The following is a 14,228-nucleotide window of genomic DNA, read 5'->3' as shown; positions in this document are numbered from 1 at the left end:
AGATAACGGAGAAGTTTCTTGGTTGAGCGGCGCTCCCCCTTATACAACAGCATTGTCGGCCTGGGCGCGACGATGGGCCGGGTCGGCGGCGATTTCATCTCGGCCAAAACTTACTCCGGCATTGCCGACGAGCACCTGAACACGCGCAAAAATGTCGGCGTGCAGGACCTCAGCACCATGGGCAAGATGGATATCAAGGGGCCGGAAGCCGAGGCGCTGGTCAACCACGTCATCGTCAACGACGCGGCCGCGATGAAGCCCGGTCAGGTGCGTTATTCCACCGTCTGCCGCGAGGATGGCGGCATCATGGACGACCTCACCGTGTTCCGGCTCGCATCAGAGCATTTCATGCTGGTGACCGGCTCGGTCAACCGGCTGAAGATGCTGCCCTGGCTGCAACATCATGCTGAAGGCCGAAAGGCCTATGCTACCGACATCACCGCGGCCGTCGCCTTCCCGACCATACAGGGGCCGCGCTCACGCGAGCTGCTGAAAACGATGGTGTCGGATGCCGATCTCGACGGGTTGAAACGCTGGGCGTTCACTTCAGGACGCGTCGGCGAGACCAAGGTTCTGATCTCGCGCACAGGCGTCACCGGCGAGCTCGGCTTCGAACTGTTCGTGCCAGCTGACGAGGCGACTTCGGTCTGGGACGCGCTGATGCGAGCCGGCGCCGATTTCGGTCTAAAACCTTACGGCGTGCTGGCGATGTTCACGCTCGGGCTGGAGAAGGCCTATCCGGCGCATGGCATCGACATGGACGAGACCCGCACGCCGTTCCATGTCGGGCTCGATCGCTGGATCAAGTTCGACAAGGGCGATTTCATAGGCCGCGACGCGCTGCTCAAGGTGCGTGACAAGGGGCTCGACGAACGCTGGACCGGGCTGATTCTCGACGGTGACAAGCCGGCCGCGACGGATGCCAGGGTTTTCGCCGACGGCGAGGATGCCGGCGTCGTCACCTACAGCGATCACGGCTATTCCTTAGGCAAAGTTCTGGCGACGGCGCATTTGCGGCTGCCGTTCACCGCCATCGGGACCGAACTCAGCATCGACATTGACGGCAAGCCGACCCGCGCGGTGGTGGCGCCGATGCCATTCTTCGATCCTGAAGGCGCTCGGCTGCGGGCCTAAATCAGGCTAACTTCGCTAGCAGCCGCATAAACGTGGCCGCTTCCTTGGCCGTCAGCGGCGCCAGTGTCTCCTGGGTGATGGCGCGGGCCAACGGGATCAGCCGTTCGATCGCCTCGCGTCCCTCTGGCGTGAGGTTGACCAGCAGCCGCCTCTTGTCGACCTCGTGCTTGGTCAGGTCTACCAGGCCTCGCGCCTTCAGCCGGTCGATGACGCCCTTGACCGTCGCCGCGTCCATGGCGATCAGCGTGCCCAACTGGTTCTGCGAGGTCTCGCCGACATCGTGCAGCTTGGCAAGTGCAGCAAATTGCGGCGGCGTCAGGTCGCTTATCTGGGCGGCAAAGATCGAGACATGGCGCTGATGCGCCTTGCGCAGGATGAAGCCGACCTGCTCCTGCAGGCGGTAATCATGTTCGTCGGGCTCTTCGGCCTCGACCAGCTTGAGAAGATTGTCACCGCCGCTCATCGCAGGCCATCCCAGGCCTTGATGTCGCCTGCAGCCAGGCCGCCCATGCGGTCGTGCACGCGCGGGCCGCAGCTCATAGCGAGGCAAAACAGGATTTCGTCGGCACGCGGCCCGTCGCTGAGGCCGACCTCCATGGCGTCGAAATGGCTGCGGACATAGGCAGCGTTGGTGTGGCCGAGCGGCACGTCGAGCCGCGAGCCGAACGCCCCGACCTTGGTTGCCGACGGCACGATCGCCTTGGCGTCGCCCAGCCGCTCGCGCATGGCATAACCGCCCGGCACATGCCAGAGCGCGCCGTGCTCCAGCTCCCCTGACGAACCGACGATGGTGCCCTTGCCGTAGGCGTCGATCTGCTTGATGTCGCCGCCCAATGCGGCAATGAGCTTGTCGGTGAGCAGCAGGCCGAGCGGCTTCAGATCGTCCATGGCGCTCTGCAGTTCTTCGACGTAGCGGCCGGCGAACGGGTTCTTCACCAGGGCCACGGCTGCAGCGCGGCGGCGCGGCAGAGCAGCGACCGGCCCGCCATCGTGAAAGATCTCTTCGGTAAGAACCGCGATCTTGCGGATCGGAAACTCAGGCATGGGCAACTTCCTTCCCTGGACTTTTGTTGGGCGCGGCAAGCGCCATGGAACCACTGATGCGGGCTTCCCCGCCTAGAAACAGCGCCGATGCGGCAATCAGGCCGCGCCGGCGAAAATCTTCGGCGACGGCAAGGCCATTGTCCAGCGCCCGCTCCACATCGCCACGCGCGAGCATGCCGACGGCTTGTGTCACCAGCCGTGCACCGAGATCGCTGTCGGGCACCAAGTCCTGCGCGGGAATGCGCTTGATGGCGGGATTGCCGGGCAGGTCGACGGCGTTGGCAATGAGTGTCGCGGCCGCATCGGCCTCGGCGCCGGTGCGCGCGAGCACGGTGACGGCGTCGGCAATGCCAAGCGAGAACGAACGGCCGCGCCAGCCGCTCGTGGCGACGCCGCGCACGCCGTCCGCCGAGCGAATGGTGAGACGGTCGGCCAAGCCGTTGCCGGTGCCGGCGATCGCCAGGTTCATCGACTGGCCCTTGCCGATGTGGAGTGCGCTGTCGCCGCCATTGTTGACATAGGCGCGGTCGAGTCTGCGGCCTGCAAGCAATGCCGAGAGCATTTCGTCGGCTACCGATCCGGCGACGGCGGCCATCGGCGTGATGAAGCTTTCCGCCAAGGGCATGACGGCTGCTTCCATGCGCCGCGCGGTCGGGCCGGCGAAGGTGCGCGGCGCCAGGAAAAATGCCGGCAGCCGCAATTCGGGAAGCTCCTCGACCAACTCGATCAGGATCGTCTGGAAGCGCTCGATCGCCTGATCGTAGGCGGCACGACACTCAGCCGCCTCACCAAAGGCCTCGACGATCAGGTCGATCGGCCCGTGGTTGAGGTGCAGCCGCTTGCCGTCCTGCAGCCAGTGGACTTGCGGGCCTTGCATCACGCGGCCCCGTTCGAGCCGGCGCGGCGCAACTGCGCCAGCGGCGGCCATGGATTTTGACAGGCAGCCCCGGAGCCGCGACGCGGATTGAGGTATTCGCCGCCCTTGGCAACAATATCCTCGACGCTGCGTATCTCGGCCTCGTAGCCGCCCAGCCTGACATAGTCGTCGCGGCGCAGCGTGAACTCGATCGGCGCCACCAGGGCCGGGGTCGGCACATAGCCGAACGCGCCTTCCGGCACGCGCGTGACGTCGACCATCAGCGTGATGCCGCCGCCCGGCCAGACATAGACCGGCGCGCCGCCGACGGTGACATAGGTCTTCAAGCCCTGCACCGAGCGGGTGAGATTGACCGGGTTTTCGGTGACCCCGGCGCGCAGCGACCCGCCGGCGCCGCCGATGAACAGCACGGTGCAGAGCGCCGGTTCGCAATTGTCCTCGATCAGGCCGACCGATTTTTGCAACCGGTCCGGGAACGGTTTTTCCACAGGCTTCAACTCGTCGTCGAGCTCGTAATAGGCGAACTGCTCGCCAGTGGTCGACACCATCAACAGCGACAGGCCAGGACGCGCGCCCTTCTTGGAATTCCATTCGCCGAGGATCGACAGCGGGTCGGAAATGCTTGTGCCGCCCCAGCCGAGGCCGGGCTCGGAGACCTTGAAGTAGCGGCCCGGCGTCGAACGGCGGCCGATGATTTTTATCCCCGTATCCTGCCAGCCCAGCACCTTGCCGGCTTGATGCTCCGACACGACGCCGGTGATGTGGTCGTCGACCACCACCACTTCGTCGACCAGGCCGCGCCATTGCGTGGCGAACATGCCGATGGTGGCCGAGCCGCAACCGACGCGCATGCGATGTTCCTGCTTGCCGTCGATGACAGGTGGTTTGCCGGCTTCGACGATGATGGTGGCGCCACCGTCGATGGTCAGTTCGACAGGCTTGCGGTTGCACAGATTGAGCATCGCGTCGCAGGTTGCCCGGCCTTCGGCCTTGGAGCCGCCGGTCAGATGATGCACGCCGCCCAGCGACAGCATCTGCGAGCCATATTCGCCTGTCGTGACGTGGCCGATCGGCTCGCCTTGCGCGCGCACGATTGCCGTTTCGGGGCCGAGATGACGGTCCGTGTCGATCTTCACCTTGACGCCGCAGTACGAAAAAATGCCTTCGGTGACCACGGTCACCAGATCGACCCCCTCGACCTCCTGGCTGACGATGAAGGGAGCCGGCTTGTAGTCGGGATAGGTGGTGCCGGCGCCGATTGCAGTGACGAAGCGGCGGCCGGTGTTGACCAGTTCGCCGTCCCATTGCTCGCCCTCGGCAGTGAAAGGCACGACCGCGGCGCCGCTCTCTGCCGCATGGTCGAGGATGGTCAGCGGGTCCATACGCACGATGCGGCCACCGACATTGCCGTAGCGGTCGCAGGCGCCGGTGCGGCCATCGGCGATGTAGCACATGACCGGACAGGCATCGCAGCGGATCTTTTCCGCCACCAGCTTTTCGCCGGGATCGTGGGTTTCGAAGCGTTCGGCAAGCTCGCTCATCGGCGTGCCTCCTTGTCGTCGATGCCATCTTTTTCGCGGATGGCGGCGCGGATGCGCGTCGGCGTCGCCGGAACCTTGGTGATGAGAAGGCCGGTTGCGTGGCGGATGGCATTGAGGATGGCGGGTGCGGTCGGGATCAGCACATGCTCGCCCAGGCCCTTGGCGCCGAACGGCCCCTCGGGATCGGGAACCTCGATCAATATGTGCTCGATCTCAGGCACGTCGCCGATGGTCGGAATGAGATAGTCGTGCAGATTCTCGGTGCGGCCGGGGATGTATTCCTCCATCAGCGCCATGCCGATGCCTTGCGCGATGCCGCCCTCGATCTGGCCTTCGACCAGAAGCGGGTTGATCGCCTTGCCTACATCGTGCGCGGCGGTGATTTTCAAGAGCTTCACCGTGCCGAGCTTGAGGTCGACCTCCAGTTCGGCGATCTGCGCGCCATAGCCATAGACGGCGTAAGGCTTGCCCTGGCCCTTGGCGTCGAGCGGCAGCGTCGGCGGGTCGTAGGTTTCCTCGGCGCGGAAGACGTAGCCGTCCGCATCGACATCGAGGGCGGGGAGATCGATGCGCCGAGTGGCTTCGCCCTCGCGAATGACGATCGCCGGGCCGTCCAATTGCAGGCTCGCGTTCTCCGAGACATTGGCAAAACGCAGGATCTTTTCGCGCAAGGCGCGGCCGGCCTTCTCGGCCGCCTTGCCGGTGACAAAAGTCTGGCGCGAGGCCGATGTTTTGCCGGCGTCGGGGCTGATCGCGGTGTCGGCGCTCTTCAGCTTGAATTTTTCCAGCGGCAGGCCGAGTGCGTCGGCGCAGATCTGGGCGATGACGGTGTTGGAGCCCTGGCCGATATCGACGGCGCCCTGGTGCAGGATGACCTCGCCCTCCGGCGAGATACCGACCCTTATGGTCGACGGATTGGGCAGCGAGGTGTTGCCGCAGCCATACCAGCAGGACGCGATGCCGACGCCGCGCCTTTTGCTCGTATTGGCATTGTTGAATGTATCTGCGTCGACCTTCGCGCGAGCCCAATGCGGCCGCAAGGAGTCGAGGCACTCGAAGATACCGACTCCCGACTCCAGTCGCTGTCCGGTAACCGTTTCGGATCCGTTCCGAAGGCAGTTTCTCAGGCGAAAATCGAGCCGGTCCATGCCGAGCTTGCCGGCAAGCTCATCATAGAGCGTCTCCTGCATGATCGTCGCCTGCGGCACGCCGAAGCCACGGAAGGCGCCGGAAATCGGCCCGTGGGTGTGGATGGCGCGGCCTTCGGCGCGGTAATTCGGCGTCGCATAGGGACCGGAGGCATGCACCGGCACGCGGTTGGCGACAGTCGGCCCCCAACTGGCATAGGCGCCGGTGTTGAAATCGCCGGAAAAGATCATGCCGGTGACATGGCCTTCGGCGTCAGTGCCGATGGTCGCCTTCATCTCGGCGGGGTGGCGCTTGGTGGTCGACATCATCGATTCGGTGCGGGTGTAGGCAAGCGCCGCCGGCCGGCCGGTTTTCAGTGCCACAAGGCCGATGAGCGGCTGCAGCGACACGTCCAGTTTCGAGCCGAAGCCGCCGCCGGTCGCGGTCGGCACGATGCGCACCTTGTCGACGGCAAGACCGAGCACCTTTGCCGTTTCGTCACGGTCCATATAGGGGGCCTGGGTGCAGGCGACGACGACCAGCGTGTCGCCGTCCATGTAGGCATGGCCGGCTTCCGGCTCGATATAGGCGTGCTCGACATAGGAGGTGTCGATGGCACCGGACACCGTGTAAGCAGCCTCGCCAAGCGCCGTCTCGGGGTCGCCGCGCTCGACAAAGCCCTTGGTCAACAAATTGGCCGGGCGGTTCGCGTGGATGAGCGCAGCCCCTTCTGCCTGCGCGTCGCCGGGCTGCAGAAAATGCGGCAGCTCGGTCCAGCGGACCGGGAAATCCTGGAGGTCGAGATCGAGCATGGCCTCGCGCTCGCCGGCGACCAGCGCCACTGCCTCGCCGCGCAGCCGCGCAAAGCCTTCGGCCAGCGCCGGCTGGTCGGCAAACGGACCGATGACGCCGAAACAGTTTTTTCCCGGGATGTCGGCGGCGGTGAAGACGCCGGCGATGCCGGGATGCGACTTCACCCAGCCCTCCAGGTCGCCGAAGGCGAAGCCGGCATGATAATGCGGCGAGCGGACCACCAGCACAGCCAGCGCATCGGCGGGAAAGGCATCGCCGCCGAATTTTTCAGCGCCGGTGATTTTTGGCACGCCGTCGAGCCGGACCGGGGAGGCGCCTACAGCATTCCCTGTGGTTGGCATTCTACGTTCAAAGTTGAATTCCAACGAATGACGTTGGCGCTGCCCCTCACCCTTACCCTCTCCCCGTGAAGAACGGGGAGCGGGGAGCGTCGGCGCTGGAGCACTTCCCTTCTCCCCGTCACTATACGGGGTGAGGGTGCCGGCAGGCGGATGAGGGGCAGCGCCGTCGGTCGACGTCTCGAACCGTCCCGCATCCATCACTGCCGCGATGATCTTTCTGTAGCCGGTGCAACGGCAGAGGATGCCGCCCAGCGCATCCTGCACCTCGGTCTCGGTCGGATTCGGCGTGCCATCCAGCAACGCCGTTGCCGCGACCAGCAGCGCCGGCGTGCAGATGCCGCATTGCGCGGCGCCATGCGCCAGGAAGGACGCCTGCAGAGCCGAGAGCCGGCCATCGGCGAGGCCTTCGACGGTCGTTACGGACGTCCCGGCTGCGGAGGCCGCCGGCATCAGGCAGGCGCAGACGGCGTCGCCGTCGACCAGCACCGTGCAGGCGCCGCAATCGCCGGCATCGCAGCCAACCTTGGTGCCCGTCAGCTGCAATTCGTCGCGCAAAACCTGCGACAGCCGGCGCAGCGGCGGCACATTGACCGAGACGGCGGCGCCATTGACGGCGAAGGCGATCTCGGCGCGCTCGATGCCGAGGCCCGGCACGAGGTCGGGCAGGGCTTCAATCATCTCGGAGTGGCTCATGCCGCCACCATGCTGTTGTCGTTCGTCAGCCCGCAGGCTCCCAGCACGGCGCGAGCGACAAGCTCGCGCGCTGCGTCGAGCCGGTATTCGGCGCTGCCGCGCACGTCGGCAATCGGCGAGAGCTCGGCCATCGGCGCGGACAGGAGAGCATCGGCGAGTGCCGGGCCGACAGGCTTGCCCACCAGCACGGCTTCGACAGCGGCGAGCCGCCTGGCGACGGCCGAGCAGGACCCGACCGCGACAGCGGCTTCCATGACTATGCCACTCTCGGCAACGAGGCGCGCCGCCACCATGGCGATGGAGATGACGAGGTAACGCCGCGCACCGAGCTTGACGAAGGCCGACGTGCCGGCAGAGGCCCGCTTCGTGATGCGGATGGCGGTGACCAGTTCGCCCGGCAGCAAAGCGGTGCGGCGGTTGCCGAGAATGAACTGCTGCAGCGGCAGATGACGCGTCGCGGCTGCAGAGCGCAGCTCGACCTCGGCGTCCAGCACCAGCAGTCCCGGAACGCCATCGGCGGCAGGCGAAGCATTGCAGAGATTGCCGGCGATCGAGGCGACATTCTGGATCTGCAGGGAGCCCACTTCGCGCGCGGCCTGCTTCAGCGCATCGAAAGCCGCCGGCAATGGATGGCGGACAAGGTCGGTCCAGGTGGTGCGGGCGCCCAAAACCCAATGGGTTTCGGTCTCGGCAATGCCGCGCAGCGAGACCAGGCCGTTAATATCGAGAACATTGTCGCGGAACGGTTTGGCGCCCTGCGCCGGATAGAAATCGGTGCCGCCGGCAAGCACGCGCCAGGCGCCCTCGCCCAGCAGAGCGAGCGCCTCGTCGAGCGTGGCGGGTTTCGCGTAACGGATCACGCTTTGCCTTCCAAAAAAATAGGCCTTCCCATTGGGACCTTCAAAAGGTGGGGTCTTCCCGAACCCCGCCAATGTCTGATCAGGCCAAATTCATTCGTATGCAAATGATATCAAGCTGGCGGAAATTGTCAAAGCCGGAGTTTAAGGGAACCCGGCCGCCATGCATTTGTTACGTCCGCGCATGATCCCCAAAAATCGGAATCGATTTTCGGAAAGGATCCTGCGCAAAGTAAAGTGCTACAGCGTCCTTTGCGCGTCCGAAGGGGACGCGCGGCGCTGTAGGAGGTTGACGCAGGCGGCCATCCGGTCGAGTTTCTGCATCCGGTCGCATCAGCGGCGTATTTCACTCGATCCCCCGTTCGAGACGTAGAAGAGGAGAGGCGCCATGGCCGACGAAGCGCTTGTTGTCATCGACCTGCAAAACGACTTCTGCCCCGGCGGCGCACTGGCGGTTGCCGGCGGCGACGAAATCGTGCCGCTGGTCAACGATCTGATCCGGCATGCCGAGCATGTCGTGCTGACGCAGGACTGGCACCCGGCCGGACATTCGAGCTTTGCCTCCAGCCATCCGGGGGCGCAGCCCTTCAGCGCAATCGAGATGCCCTATGGGCCGCAGACTCTGTGGCCCGACCATTGCATCCAGGGCAGCCTCGGTTCGGATTTTCACTCGGGGCTCGCCTGGACCAAGGCCGAGCTGGTGATCCGCAAGGGGTTCCGCCCCGATATTGACAGCTACTCCGCCTTCTTCGAGAACGACCACAAGACGCCGACCGGGCTCGCCGGCTACCTCAAGGAGCGCGGCATCGGCACCGTGACCGTGGTTGGCCTGGCGACCGACTTCTGCGTCGCCTTCTCGGCCCTCGACGCGGTCAAGCAAGGCTTCAAGACGACGGTGCGGCTCGACGCGTGCCGCGGCATCGATCTCAACGGTTCGGTCGAGGCGATGCTGAAGAGGATGCGCGATGCCGGGGTGAGGCTCGAAGACCCGATCTCGGAGTGACTGGATCGTGACGCATCGAGGGGGCTGCACACAGTTGGGGAAGGCTTTCGCGGCAGGTGTACTCGCTTCCGCTGTGTTTCCGCAAATGGCCTTCGCGGCCGAGGCCCGCGGTCTGCCCGATGCTGCCATGTCGCTGTGGTGGGCGCTGCCTTTCGCTGGCCTGCTGCTCTCGATCGCCACCGGACCGCTGCTGTTCCACCATGTCTGGGAGCATCATTACGGCAAGATCGCCGCCGGCTGGGCAGCGCTGGCGGTCATCCCGCTGATGGTTGCATTCGGCGTTCCGGTAGCCGGTGAAGCCGTGCTGCACACGCTGCTCACCGAATACATGTCGTTCATTATCCTGCTGTTCGCGCTCTACACCATTTCGGGCGGCATCCTTGTGGCCGGCAACATCCATGGCACGCCGCTGGTCAATGCCGGGCTGCTGCTCGTCGGGGCAATGCTGGCCTCGGTGATCGGCACCACCGGCGCCTCGATGATCCTGATCCGGCCGATGCTGCGCGCCAACGACAACCGGCAGTTCAACGCCCATGTCGTCATCTTCTTCATCTTCCTGGTGTCCAACATCGGCGGCTCGCTGACGCCCTTGGGCGACCCGCCATTGTTCGTCGGCTTCCTGCGCGGCGTCGACTTCTTCTGGACGACGGCGAACCTCTGGCGCGAGACGCTGTTCACCGGCGGCTTGGTGCTGCTTGTCTTCCTGGCCATCGACATCATGCTGCATCGCCGTGAAGGCGGCGCGCCGAAGATCAAGGATCCGACGCCGGATACAAAGGTGCGCCTTCGCGGCCTGGCCAATCTGCCGCTGCTGGCCGGCGTCATTGCCGCGATCCTGCTGTCGGCAGCATGGAAGCCAGGCGTGAGCTTTTCAGTGCTGGGCGTGAGCCTCGAACTGCAGAACCTGGCGCGCGACGCCATTATCCTGGGGCTCGCCGGACTGTCGCTTGTCGTTTCCCTCAAGAGCCATCGCGAGGCCAACGGCTTCACCTGGGGCCCGATCGCGGAGGTGGCGAAACTGTTTGCCGGCATCTTCATCTGCATCGTGCCGGTCATTGCCATCCTTCGCGCCGGCCATGACGGCGCGCTGGCGCCGCTGGTGGCGCTGGTGACGTCACCCACCGGCCAGCCCAATGATCTCGCCTATTTCTGGCTGACCGGCGGGCTGTCGTCCTTCCTCGACAATGCGCCGACCTATCTGGTGTTTTTCGAACTCGCAGGCGGCGACGCGCGGCACCTGATGACGGAGGCGGCCTCGACGCTGGCTGCGATCTCGGCCGGCGCGGTGTTCATGGGCGCCAACACCTATATCGGCAATGCACCCAACTTCATGGTCTACGCCATTGCCCGACACCGCGGTGTGAAGATGCCGGGCTTCTTCGGCTACATGGCATGGTCAGGGCTGGTGCTGATCCCGATCTTTTTGATCGCCGGGTTCCTGTTTTTCGGCTGATCAGCCGATGCCGACATAGCGCCTGACTGCCGATGGGTCGGCGCGCAATTGCTCGACATCGACGGTCTCGCGGTTGCGGCCGTTCTCGATGAAGCAGACGCGGTCGGCGACGGACAGCACGGCGTCGACGCGCTGTTCGACCAGAATGGTGGAGACACCTAGCTCACGCAGCTTCACCACCGTCTCGCGGATCTTGGCGATCATCGACGGCATCAGCCCCTCCGTCGGCTCGTCTAGCAACAGCACCTGCGGCTCAAGGCAAAGCGCACGGGCCATGGCCAGCATCTGCTGCTCGCCGCCGGACAAAGTGCCGGAGCGCTGGCGCAGCCGCTGGCGCAGCAGCGGGAAGAGATCGAGCACGCTCTCGCGCGTCGCTCTGCCCTTGCCGCGCGCCATCAGACCGATCTCGATGTTTTCCGCCACCGTCATCTCGGCGAACAGCCGCCTGCCTTGCGGTACATAGGCGACGCCGGCCTTGGGCACCTCATGCGCCGGCAGGCCGGTCAACTCCTTGCCGGCGAGCCGGATCGAGCCGGCGCTCGACGGAACCAGCCCCATGATTGCTTTCAGCGCCGTCGTCTTGCCGGCGCCGTTGCGACCGAACAGGCACAGCACCTCGCCCTTGTTGAGCACGAGATCAAGCTCGTAGAGCACCTGAACCTCGCCATAGAAGCATTCGAGCCTGGAGATGGTCAGCGCTTCAGTCTTGTGGGCTTCAGTCTTGTGGGCTTCAGTCTTGGGGGCCTCAGTCTTGGGGGCTTCGCTCATGGCGCCGTCCCCAGATAGGCTTCCTGCACCTGTGTGTTGGCGCGAACCTGTTCGGGGGTGCCTTCGGCCAGGATCCTGCCGGCGTTGAAGACGGTGATGCGGTCGGCCAGCTGCATGACGACCGGCATGTTGTGCTCGATCAGGAGCACGGTGGCGCTCTTGGCGATCTCGCGCACCAGTTCGATGAAATTGTCGATCTCGCTGTCGGCCAGCCCCTGCGTCGGCTCGTCGAGGATCAAAAGCCGCGGCTTCAGCGCCAGGCCCATTGCCACTTCCAGCAGGCGCTGATGGCCGTAGGAAAGCTGGCCGGCCGGCATATGGGCGCGGCCCGCAAGTCCGGTGCGTTCCAGCGCGGCCATGACGCCGGTGCGCACCGCACCTTTCGAGCGGCCGTCGGTCAGCGTGCGCTGCACCGGCAGCGCGACATTATCGTAGGCAGAGAGGTTGGCGAAGACGCTGGTGATCTGAAAGGTGTAGGCGATGCCCCGGCGCACCCTGAGATAGGCCGGCTGGCTGGTGATGTCGGCGCCGTCGAAGACGATCATGCCGGACGATGGCTGAATGCGGCCGCTGACCAGGCTGACGAAGGTGGTTTTGCCGGCGCCATTGGGCCCGATGACGGCGCGGATCTCGCCCGGCATCAGCTGGAAGTCGACACCGTCGACGGCGCGCAGGCCGCCGAAATTGCGCGCCAGGCCTTTGGTGGTCAGCAACGGCATCATGGCAGCCACCCGAGCCAGCGCTGGCGGATGGTGCCCAGAATGCCTTTGGGGAAAAACAGCACCAGCAGGATGAGCGCAATACCGACGATCAGGAGATAGGCGGAGGTGTAGCCGCTGGCGGTGTCGATGACATAGTACATGAACACCGTGCCGAGCAGCGCGCCCAGCGTCGTGGCGGCGCCGCCGAGCAGCACCCAGAGCAGCGGCAGGATGGAATACTGCACCGAGGCAAAGCTCGAGCCGACATAGCCGAACAGCAGCGCATAGGCCGCACCCGAGGCGGCGCAGATGGTGCCGGAGACGACGACGGCGATCAGCTTGTTGGAGAAGGTGTCGTAGCCCAGCATTTTCGTGCGCTCCTCGTTCTCGCGCACCGCGACCAGCACGCGGCCATAGCGGGAGCGGACGATGGCGAGGGTGATCAGCAGCACGACCGAGAACAGCGCTAGCGCGCTCATGTAGCGCACGGTCGGGTTGGTTAGGTCGAGCGATGTCGCGCCGAAGGCCAGAACCCGCGCCGGCTGCGGCACGACCAGACCCTGGTCGCCGCCGGTCCAAGCGGCGAAATAGAGGATGACGAGGTAAAACACCTGCGCGAACATCATGGTGACGATCATGAAGGCGACGCCGGTGGTGCGCAGCGCCAGCAGGCCGATCACCAGTGCCAGCAGCGCGCCGCAGGCGATGCCGGCGAGGAAAGCCAAAGGCACGCTCCAGCCGAGATGGATGACGGCGAGACCAGCGCCATAGAGCCCGGCGGCGAAGAACATGGCGTGGCCGAGGCTGAGCAGGCCGACATAGCCGAACAGCATGTTGTAGCCCATGGCGAACACCGCCAGCACCATGATTCGGGCCAGCAGGCCATGATGGTAGTCGGGCAGGACGAAGCTCAGCGCAAACAGCAGCGCGATGGCGCCGACATGCAATGCATAGGCTTTTGCCGGCGAAGCTTCGCTCATCGCGGCGCCTGCCCGAACAGGCCTTGCGGCCTGAACACCAGCACCATGGCCACCAGCAGCGTGGCTATGATCTTGGCCAAAGTCGGCGAGAAGAACACCGAGATGATGCCGTCGGACAGGCCGATCAGCACGGCGGCAACGACGGTGCCGCGCAGCGAGCCGAGGCCGCCGATGATGACGACGATGAAGGACAACAGCAGCGGGTCCTGCCCCATCAGGTAGTGCGCCTGACTGATCGGCACGATCAGCACGGCGGCGATGGCCGCCAGCATGGCGCCGAGCGCGAAGACGCCGGCATAGACGCGGGCGACCGGAATGCCGAAGGCCTGCGCCGTCTCGCTGTCATATTGGGTGGCGCGCATGATGAGGCCGATCTTGGTGCGCGTCAGCACCAGCCAGGTGGCGATGAGCAGAAGGGCCGAAGCGGCAATGATCGACAGCTTGTAGCCGGAATAGCCGAACCAGGGCAAAAGGATGCGGTAGCTGAAGGGCGGCTCCACCGGGCGGGCTTCCGGGCCATAGAAGCTCAACGCCAGCTGCTGGATGATGTAGAGCATGCCGATCGTGGCGACGATGGTGGCTTCCGGATTGTAATTGAGCCGCCGCAGCACAAGCCGCTCGGCTACCAGCGCAATGGCGCCGACAATCAGCGGCGCAATCACCAGCGCCGCCAGGAAGCCGAGCGTGGGATGGCCGGGTATCGCCGTCGAGATCGCCCAGGCCAGCACCGCGCCCAGCATGAAGAACTCGCCATGGGCGACGTTGACGACGCGCATGACGCCGAACACCAGCGACAGCCCAAGCGCCGTCAGCGCCAGCACGGCTGAGGTGACAAGGCCTTCGAGGGCGGCGAGGAGGAGATGGGGTCCGAAATGCATTCAGGGCGCCCTTACCC

The 14,228-nt window shown here is 65.1% G+C and carries 13 protein-coding genes; 3 read left to right on the top strand and 10 right to left on the bottom strand.

Annotated features, from left to right (window positions below; translation table 11 throughout):
* Window positions 1–18 precede the first annotated feature (18 nt).
* Window positions 19–1,134 (top strand): aminomethyltransferase family protein, encoded by a 1,116-nt coding sequence (locus ACYG97_RS25520; RefSeq protein WP_023732658.1) that lies wholly within the window; start codon window positions 19–21, stop codon window positions 1,132–1,134.
* Window position 1,135: 1 nt separating this feature from the next.
* On the opposite strand, the gene ACYG97_RS25515 is transcribed toward ACYG97_RS25520, so the two are convergent.
* From ACYG97_RS25515 to ACYG97_RS25490, 6 genes are read right to left on the bottom strand one after another with little or no spacing between them, the layout of a single operon-like run.
* The gene (locus ACYG97_RS25515) at window positions 1,136–1,597 is read right to left on the bottom strand and encodes a MarR family winged helix-turn-helix transcriptional regulator (protein WP_023671294.1); all 462 of its coding nucleotides are present in this window, start codon (window positions 1,595–1,597) and stop codon (window positions 1,136–1,138) included.
* Window positions 1,594–2,178 (bottom strand): amino acid synthesis family protein, encoded by a 585-nt coding sequence (locus ACYG97_RS25510; RefSeq protein ID WP_023703687.1) that lies wholly within the window; start codon window positions 2,176–2,178, stop codon window positions 1,594–1,596. The genes ACYG97_RS25515 and ACYG97_RS25510 overlap by 4 nt, the downstream gene beginning before the upstream one ends.
* On the bottom strand, window positions 2,171–3,055 hold the full coding sequence (locus ACYG97_RS25505) for a UPF0280 family protein (protein ID WP_023693117.1): 885 nt from the start codon (window positions 3,053–3,055) through the stop codon (window positions 2,171–2,173). Before ACYG97_RS25505 ends, ACYG97_RS25510 begins: the two co-directional genes overlap by 8 nt.
* On the bottom strand, window positions 3,055–4,596 hold the full coding sequence (locus tag ACYG97_RS25500; RefSeq protein WP_023693116.1) for a hypothetical protein: 1,542 nt from the start codon (window positions 4,594–4,596) through the stop codon (window positions 3,055–3,057). The genes ACYG97_RS25505 and ACYG97_RS25500 overlap by 1 nt, the downstream gene beginning before the upstream one ends.
* On the bottom strand, window positions 4,593–7,556 hold the full coding sequence (locus ACYG97_RS25495; protein ID WP_031244818.1) for a molybdopterin-dependent oxidoreductase: 2,964 nt from the start codon (window positions 7,554–7,556) through the stop codon (window positions 4,593–4,595). Before ACYG97_RS25495 ends, ACYG97_RS25500 begins: the two co-directional genes overlap by 4 nt.
* A gap of 11 nt (window positions 7,557–7,567) precedes the next feature.
* Window positions 7,568–8,431, bottom strand: a complete 864-nt coding sequence (locus ACYG97_RS25490; RefSeq protein WP_023732660.1) for an FAD binding domain-containing protein — start codon at window positions 8,429–8,431, stop codon at window positions 7,568–7,570.
* A 385-nt stretch (window positions 8,432–8,816) separates the two neighbouring features.
* Between ACYG97_RS25490 and pncA the strand changes: the two genes are divergently transcribed.
* Both pncA and ACYG97_RS25480 read left to right on the top strand, forming a co-directional pair.
* The gene (pncA, locus tag ACYG97_RS25485) at window positions 8,817–9,431 is read left to right on the top strand and encodes a bifunctional nicotinamidase/pyrazinamidase (protein WP_023732661.1); all 615 of its coding nucleotides are present in this window, start codon (window positions 8,817–8,819) and stop codon (window positions 9,429–9,431) included.
* Between the two features lie 85 nt (window positions 9,432–9,516).
* On the top strand, window positions 9,517–10,884 hold the full coding sequence (locus ACYG97_RS25480) for a sodium:proton antiporter (RefSeq protein ID WP_023732662.1): 1,368 nt from the start codon (window positions 9,517–9,519) through the stop codon (window positions 10,882–10,884).
* On the opposite strand, the gene ACYG97_RS25475 is transcribed toward ACYG97_RS25480, so the two are convergent.
* The 4 genes from ACYG97_RS25475 to ACYG97_RS25460 are packed head-to-tail and all read right to left on the bottom strand — an operon-like array spanning window position 10,885 to window position 14,211.
* Complete coding sequence (locus tag ACYG97_RS25475) at window positions 10,885–11,652, bottom strand: ABC transporter ATP-binding protein (protein ID WP_023732663.1); 768 nt, start codon at window positions 11,650–11,652, stop codon at window positions 10,885–10,887. It abuts the gene before it with no gap.
* On the bottom strand, window positions 11,649–12,374 hold the full coding sequence (locus ACYG97_RS25470) for an ABC transporter ATP-binding protein (RefSeq protein WP_023732664.1): 726 nt from the start codon (window positions 12,372–12,374) through the stop codon (window positions 11,649–11,651). The genes ACYG97_RS25475 and ACYG97_RS25470 overlap by 4 nt, the downstream gene beginning before the upstream one ends.
* Window positions 12,371–13,333, bottom strand: a complete 963-nt coding sequence (locus ACYG97_RS25465) for a branched-chain amino acid ABC transporter permease (RefSeq protein ID WP_023732665.1) — start codon at window positions 13,331–13,333, stop codon at window positions 12,371–12,373. Before ACYG97_RS25465 ends, ACYG97_RS25470 begins: the two co-directional genes overlap by 4 nt.
* On the bottom strand, window positions 13,330–14,211 hold the full coding sequence (locus ACYG97_RS25460) for a branched-chain amino acid ABC transporter permease (RefSeq protein ID WP_023683565.1): 882 nt from the start codon (window positions 14,209–14,211) through the stop codon (window positions 13,330–13,332). Before ACYG97_RS25460 ends, ACYG97_RS25465 begins: the two co-directional genes overlap by 4 nt.
* Window positions 14,212–14,228 lie beyond the last annotated feature (17 nt).

Source organism: Mesorhizobium sp. W067, from assembly GCF_054719525.1.
The sequence above is the reverse complement of the archived record's forward strand: the minus strand, read 5'-3'. Positions and strand labels throughout refer to the sequence as shown.

Coding starts and splice junctions, on each gene's coding strand:
- ACYG97_RS25515 (WP_023671294.1), bottom strand. CDS start 1,597: ATGAGCGGCGGTGACAATCTTCTCAAGCTGGTCGAGGCCGAAGAGCCC.
- ACYG97_RS25510 (WP_023703687.1), bottom strand. CDS start 2,178: ATGCCTGAGTTTCCGATCCGCAAGATCGCGGTTCTTACCGAAGAGATC.
- ACYG97_RS25505 (WP_023693117.1), bottom strand. CDS start 3,055: ATGCAAGGCCCGCAAGTCCACTGGCTGCAGGACGGCAAGCGGCTGCAC.
- ACYG97_RS25500 (WP_023693116.1), bottom strand. CDS start 4,596: ATGAGCGAGCTTGCCGAACGCTTCGAAACCCACGATCCCGGCGAAAAG.
- ACYG97_RS25495 (WP_031244818.1), bottom strand. CDS start 7,556: ATGATTGAAGCCCTGCCCGACCTCGTGCCGGGCCTCGGCATCGAGCGC.
- pncA (WP_023732661.1), top strand. CDS start 8,817: ATGGCCGACGAAGCGCTTGTTGTCATCGACCTGCAAAACGACTTCTGC.
- ACYG97_RS25480 (WP_023732662.1), top strand. CDS start 9,517: ATGGCCTTCGCGGCCGAGGCCCGCGGTCTGCCCGATGCTGCCATGTCG.
- ACYG97_RS25475 (WP_023732663.1), bottom strand. CDS start 11,652: ATGAGCGAAGCCCCCAAGACTGAGGCCCCCAAGACTGAAGCCCACAAG.
- ACYG97_RS25470 (WP_023732664.1), bottom strand. CDS start 12,374: ATGATGCCGTTGCTGACCACCAAAGGCCTGGCGCGCAATTTCGGCGGC.
- ACYG97_RS25465 (WP_023732665.1), bottom strand. CDS start 13,333: ATGAGCGAAGCTTCGCCGGCAAAAGCCTATGCATTGCATGTCGGCGCC.
- ACYG97_RS25460 (WP_023683565.1), bottom strand. CDS start 14,211: ATGCATTTCGGACCCCATCTCCTCCTCGCCGCCCTCGAAGGCCTTGTC.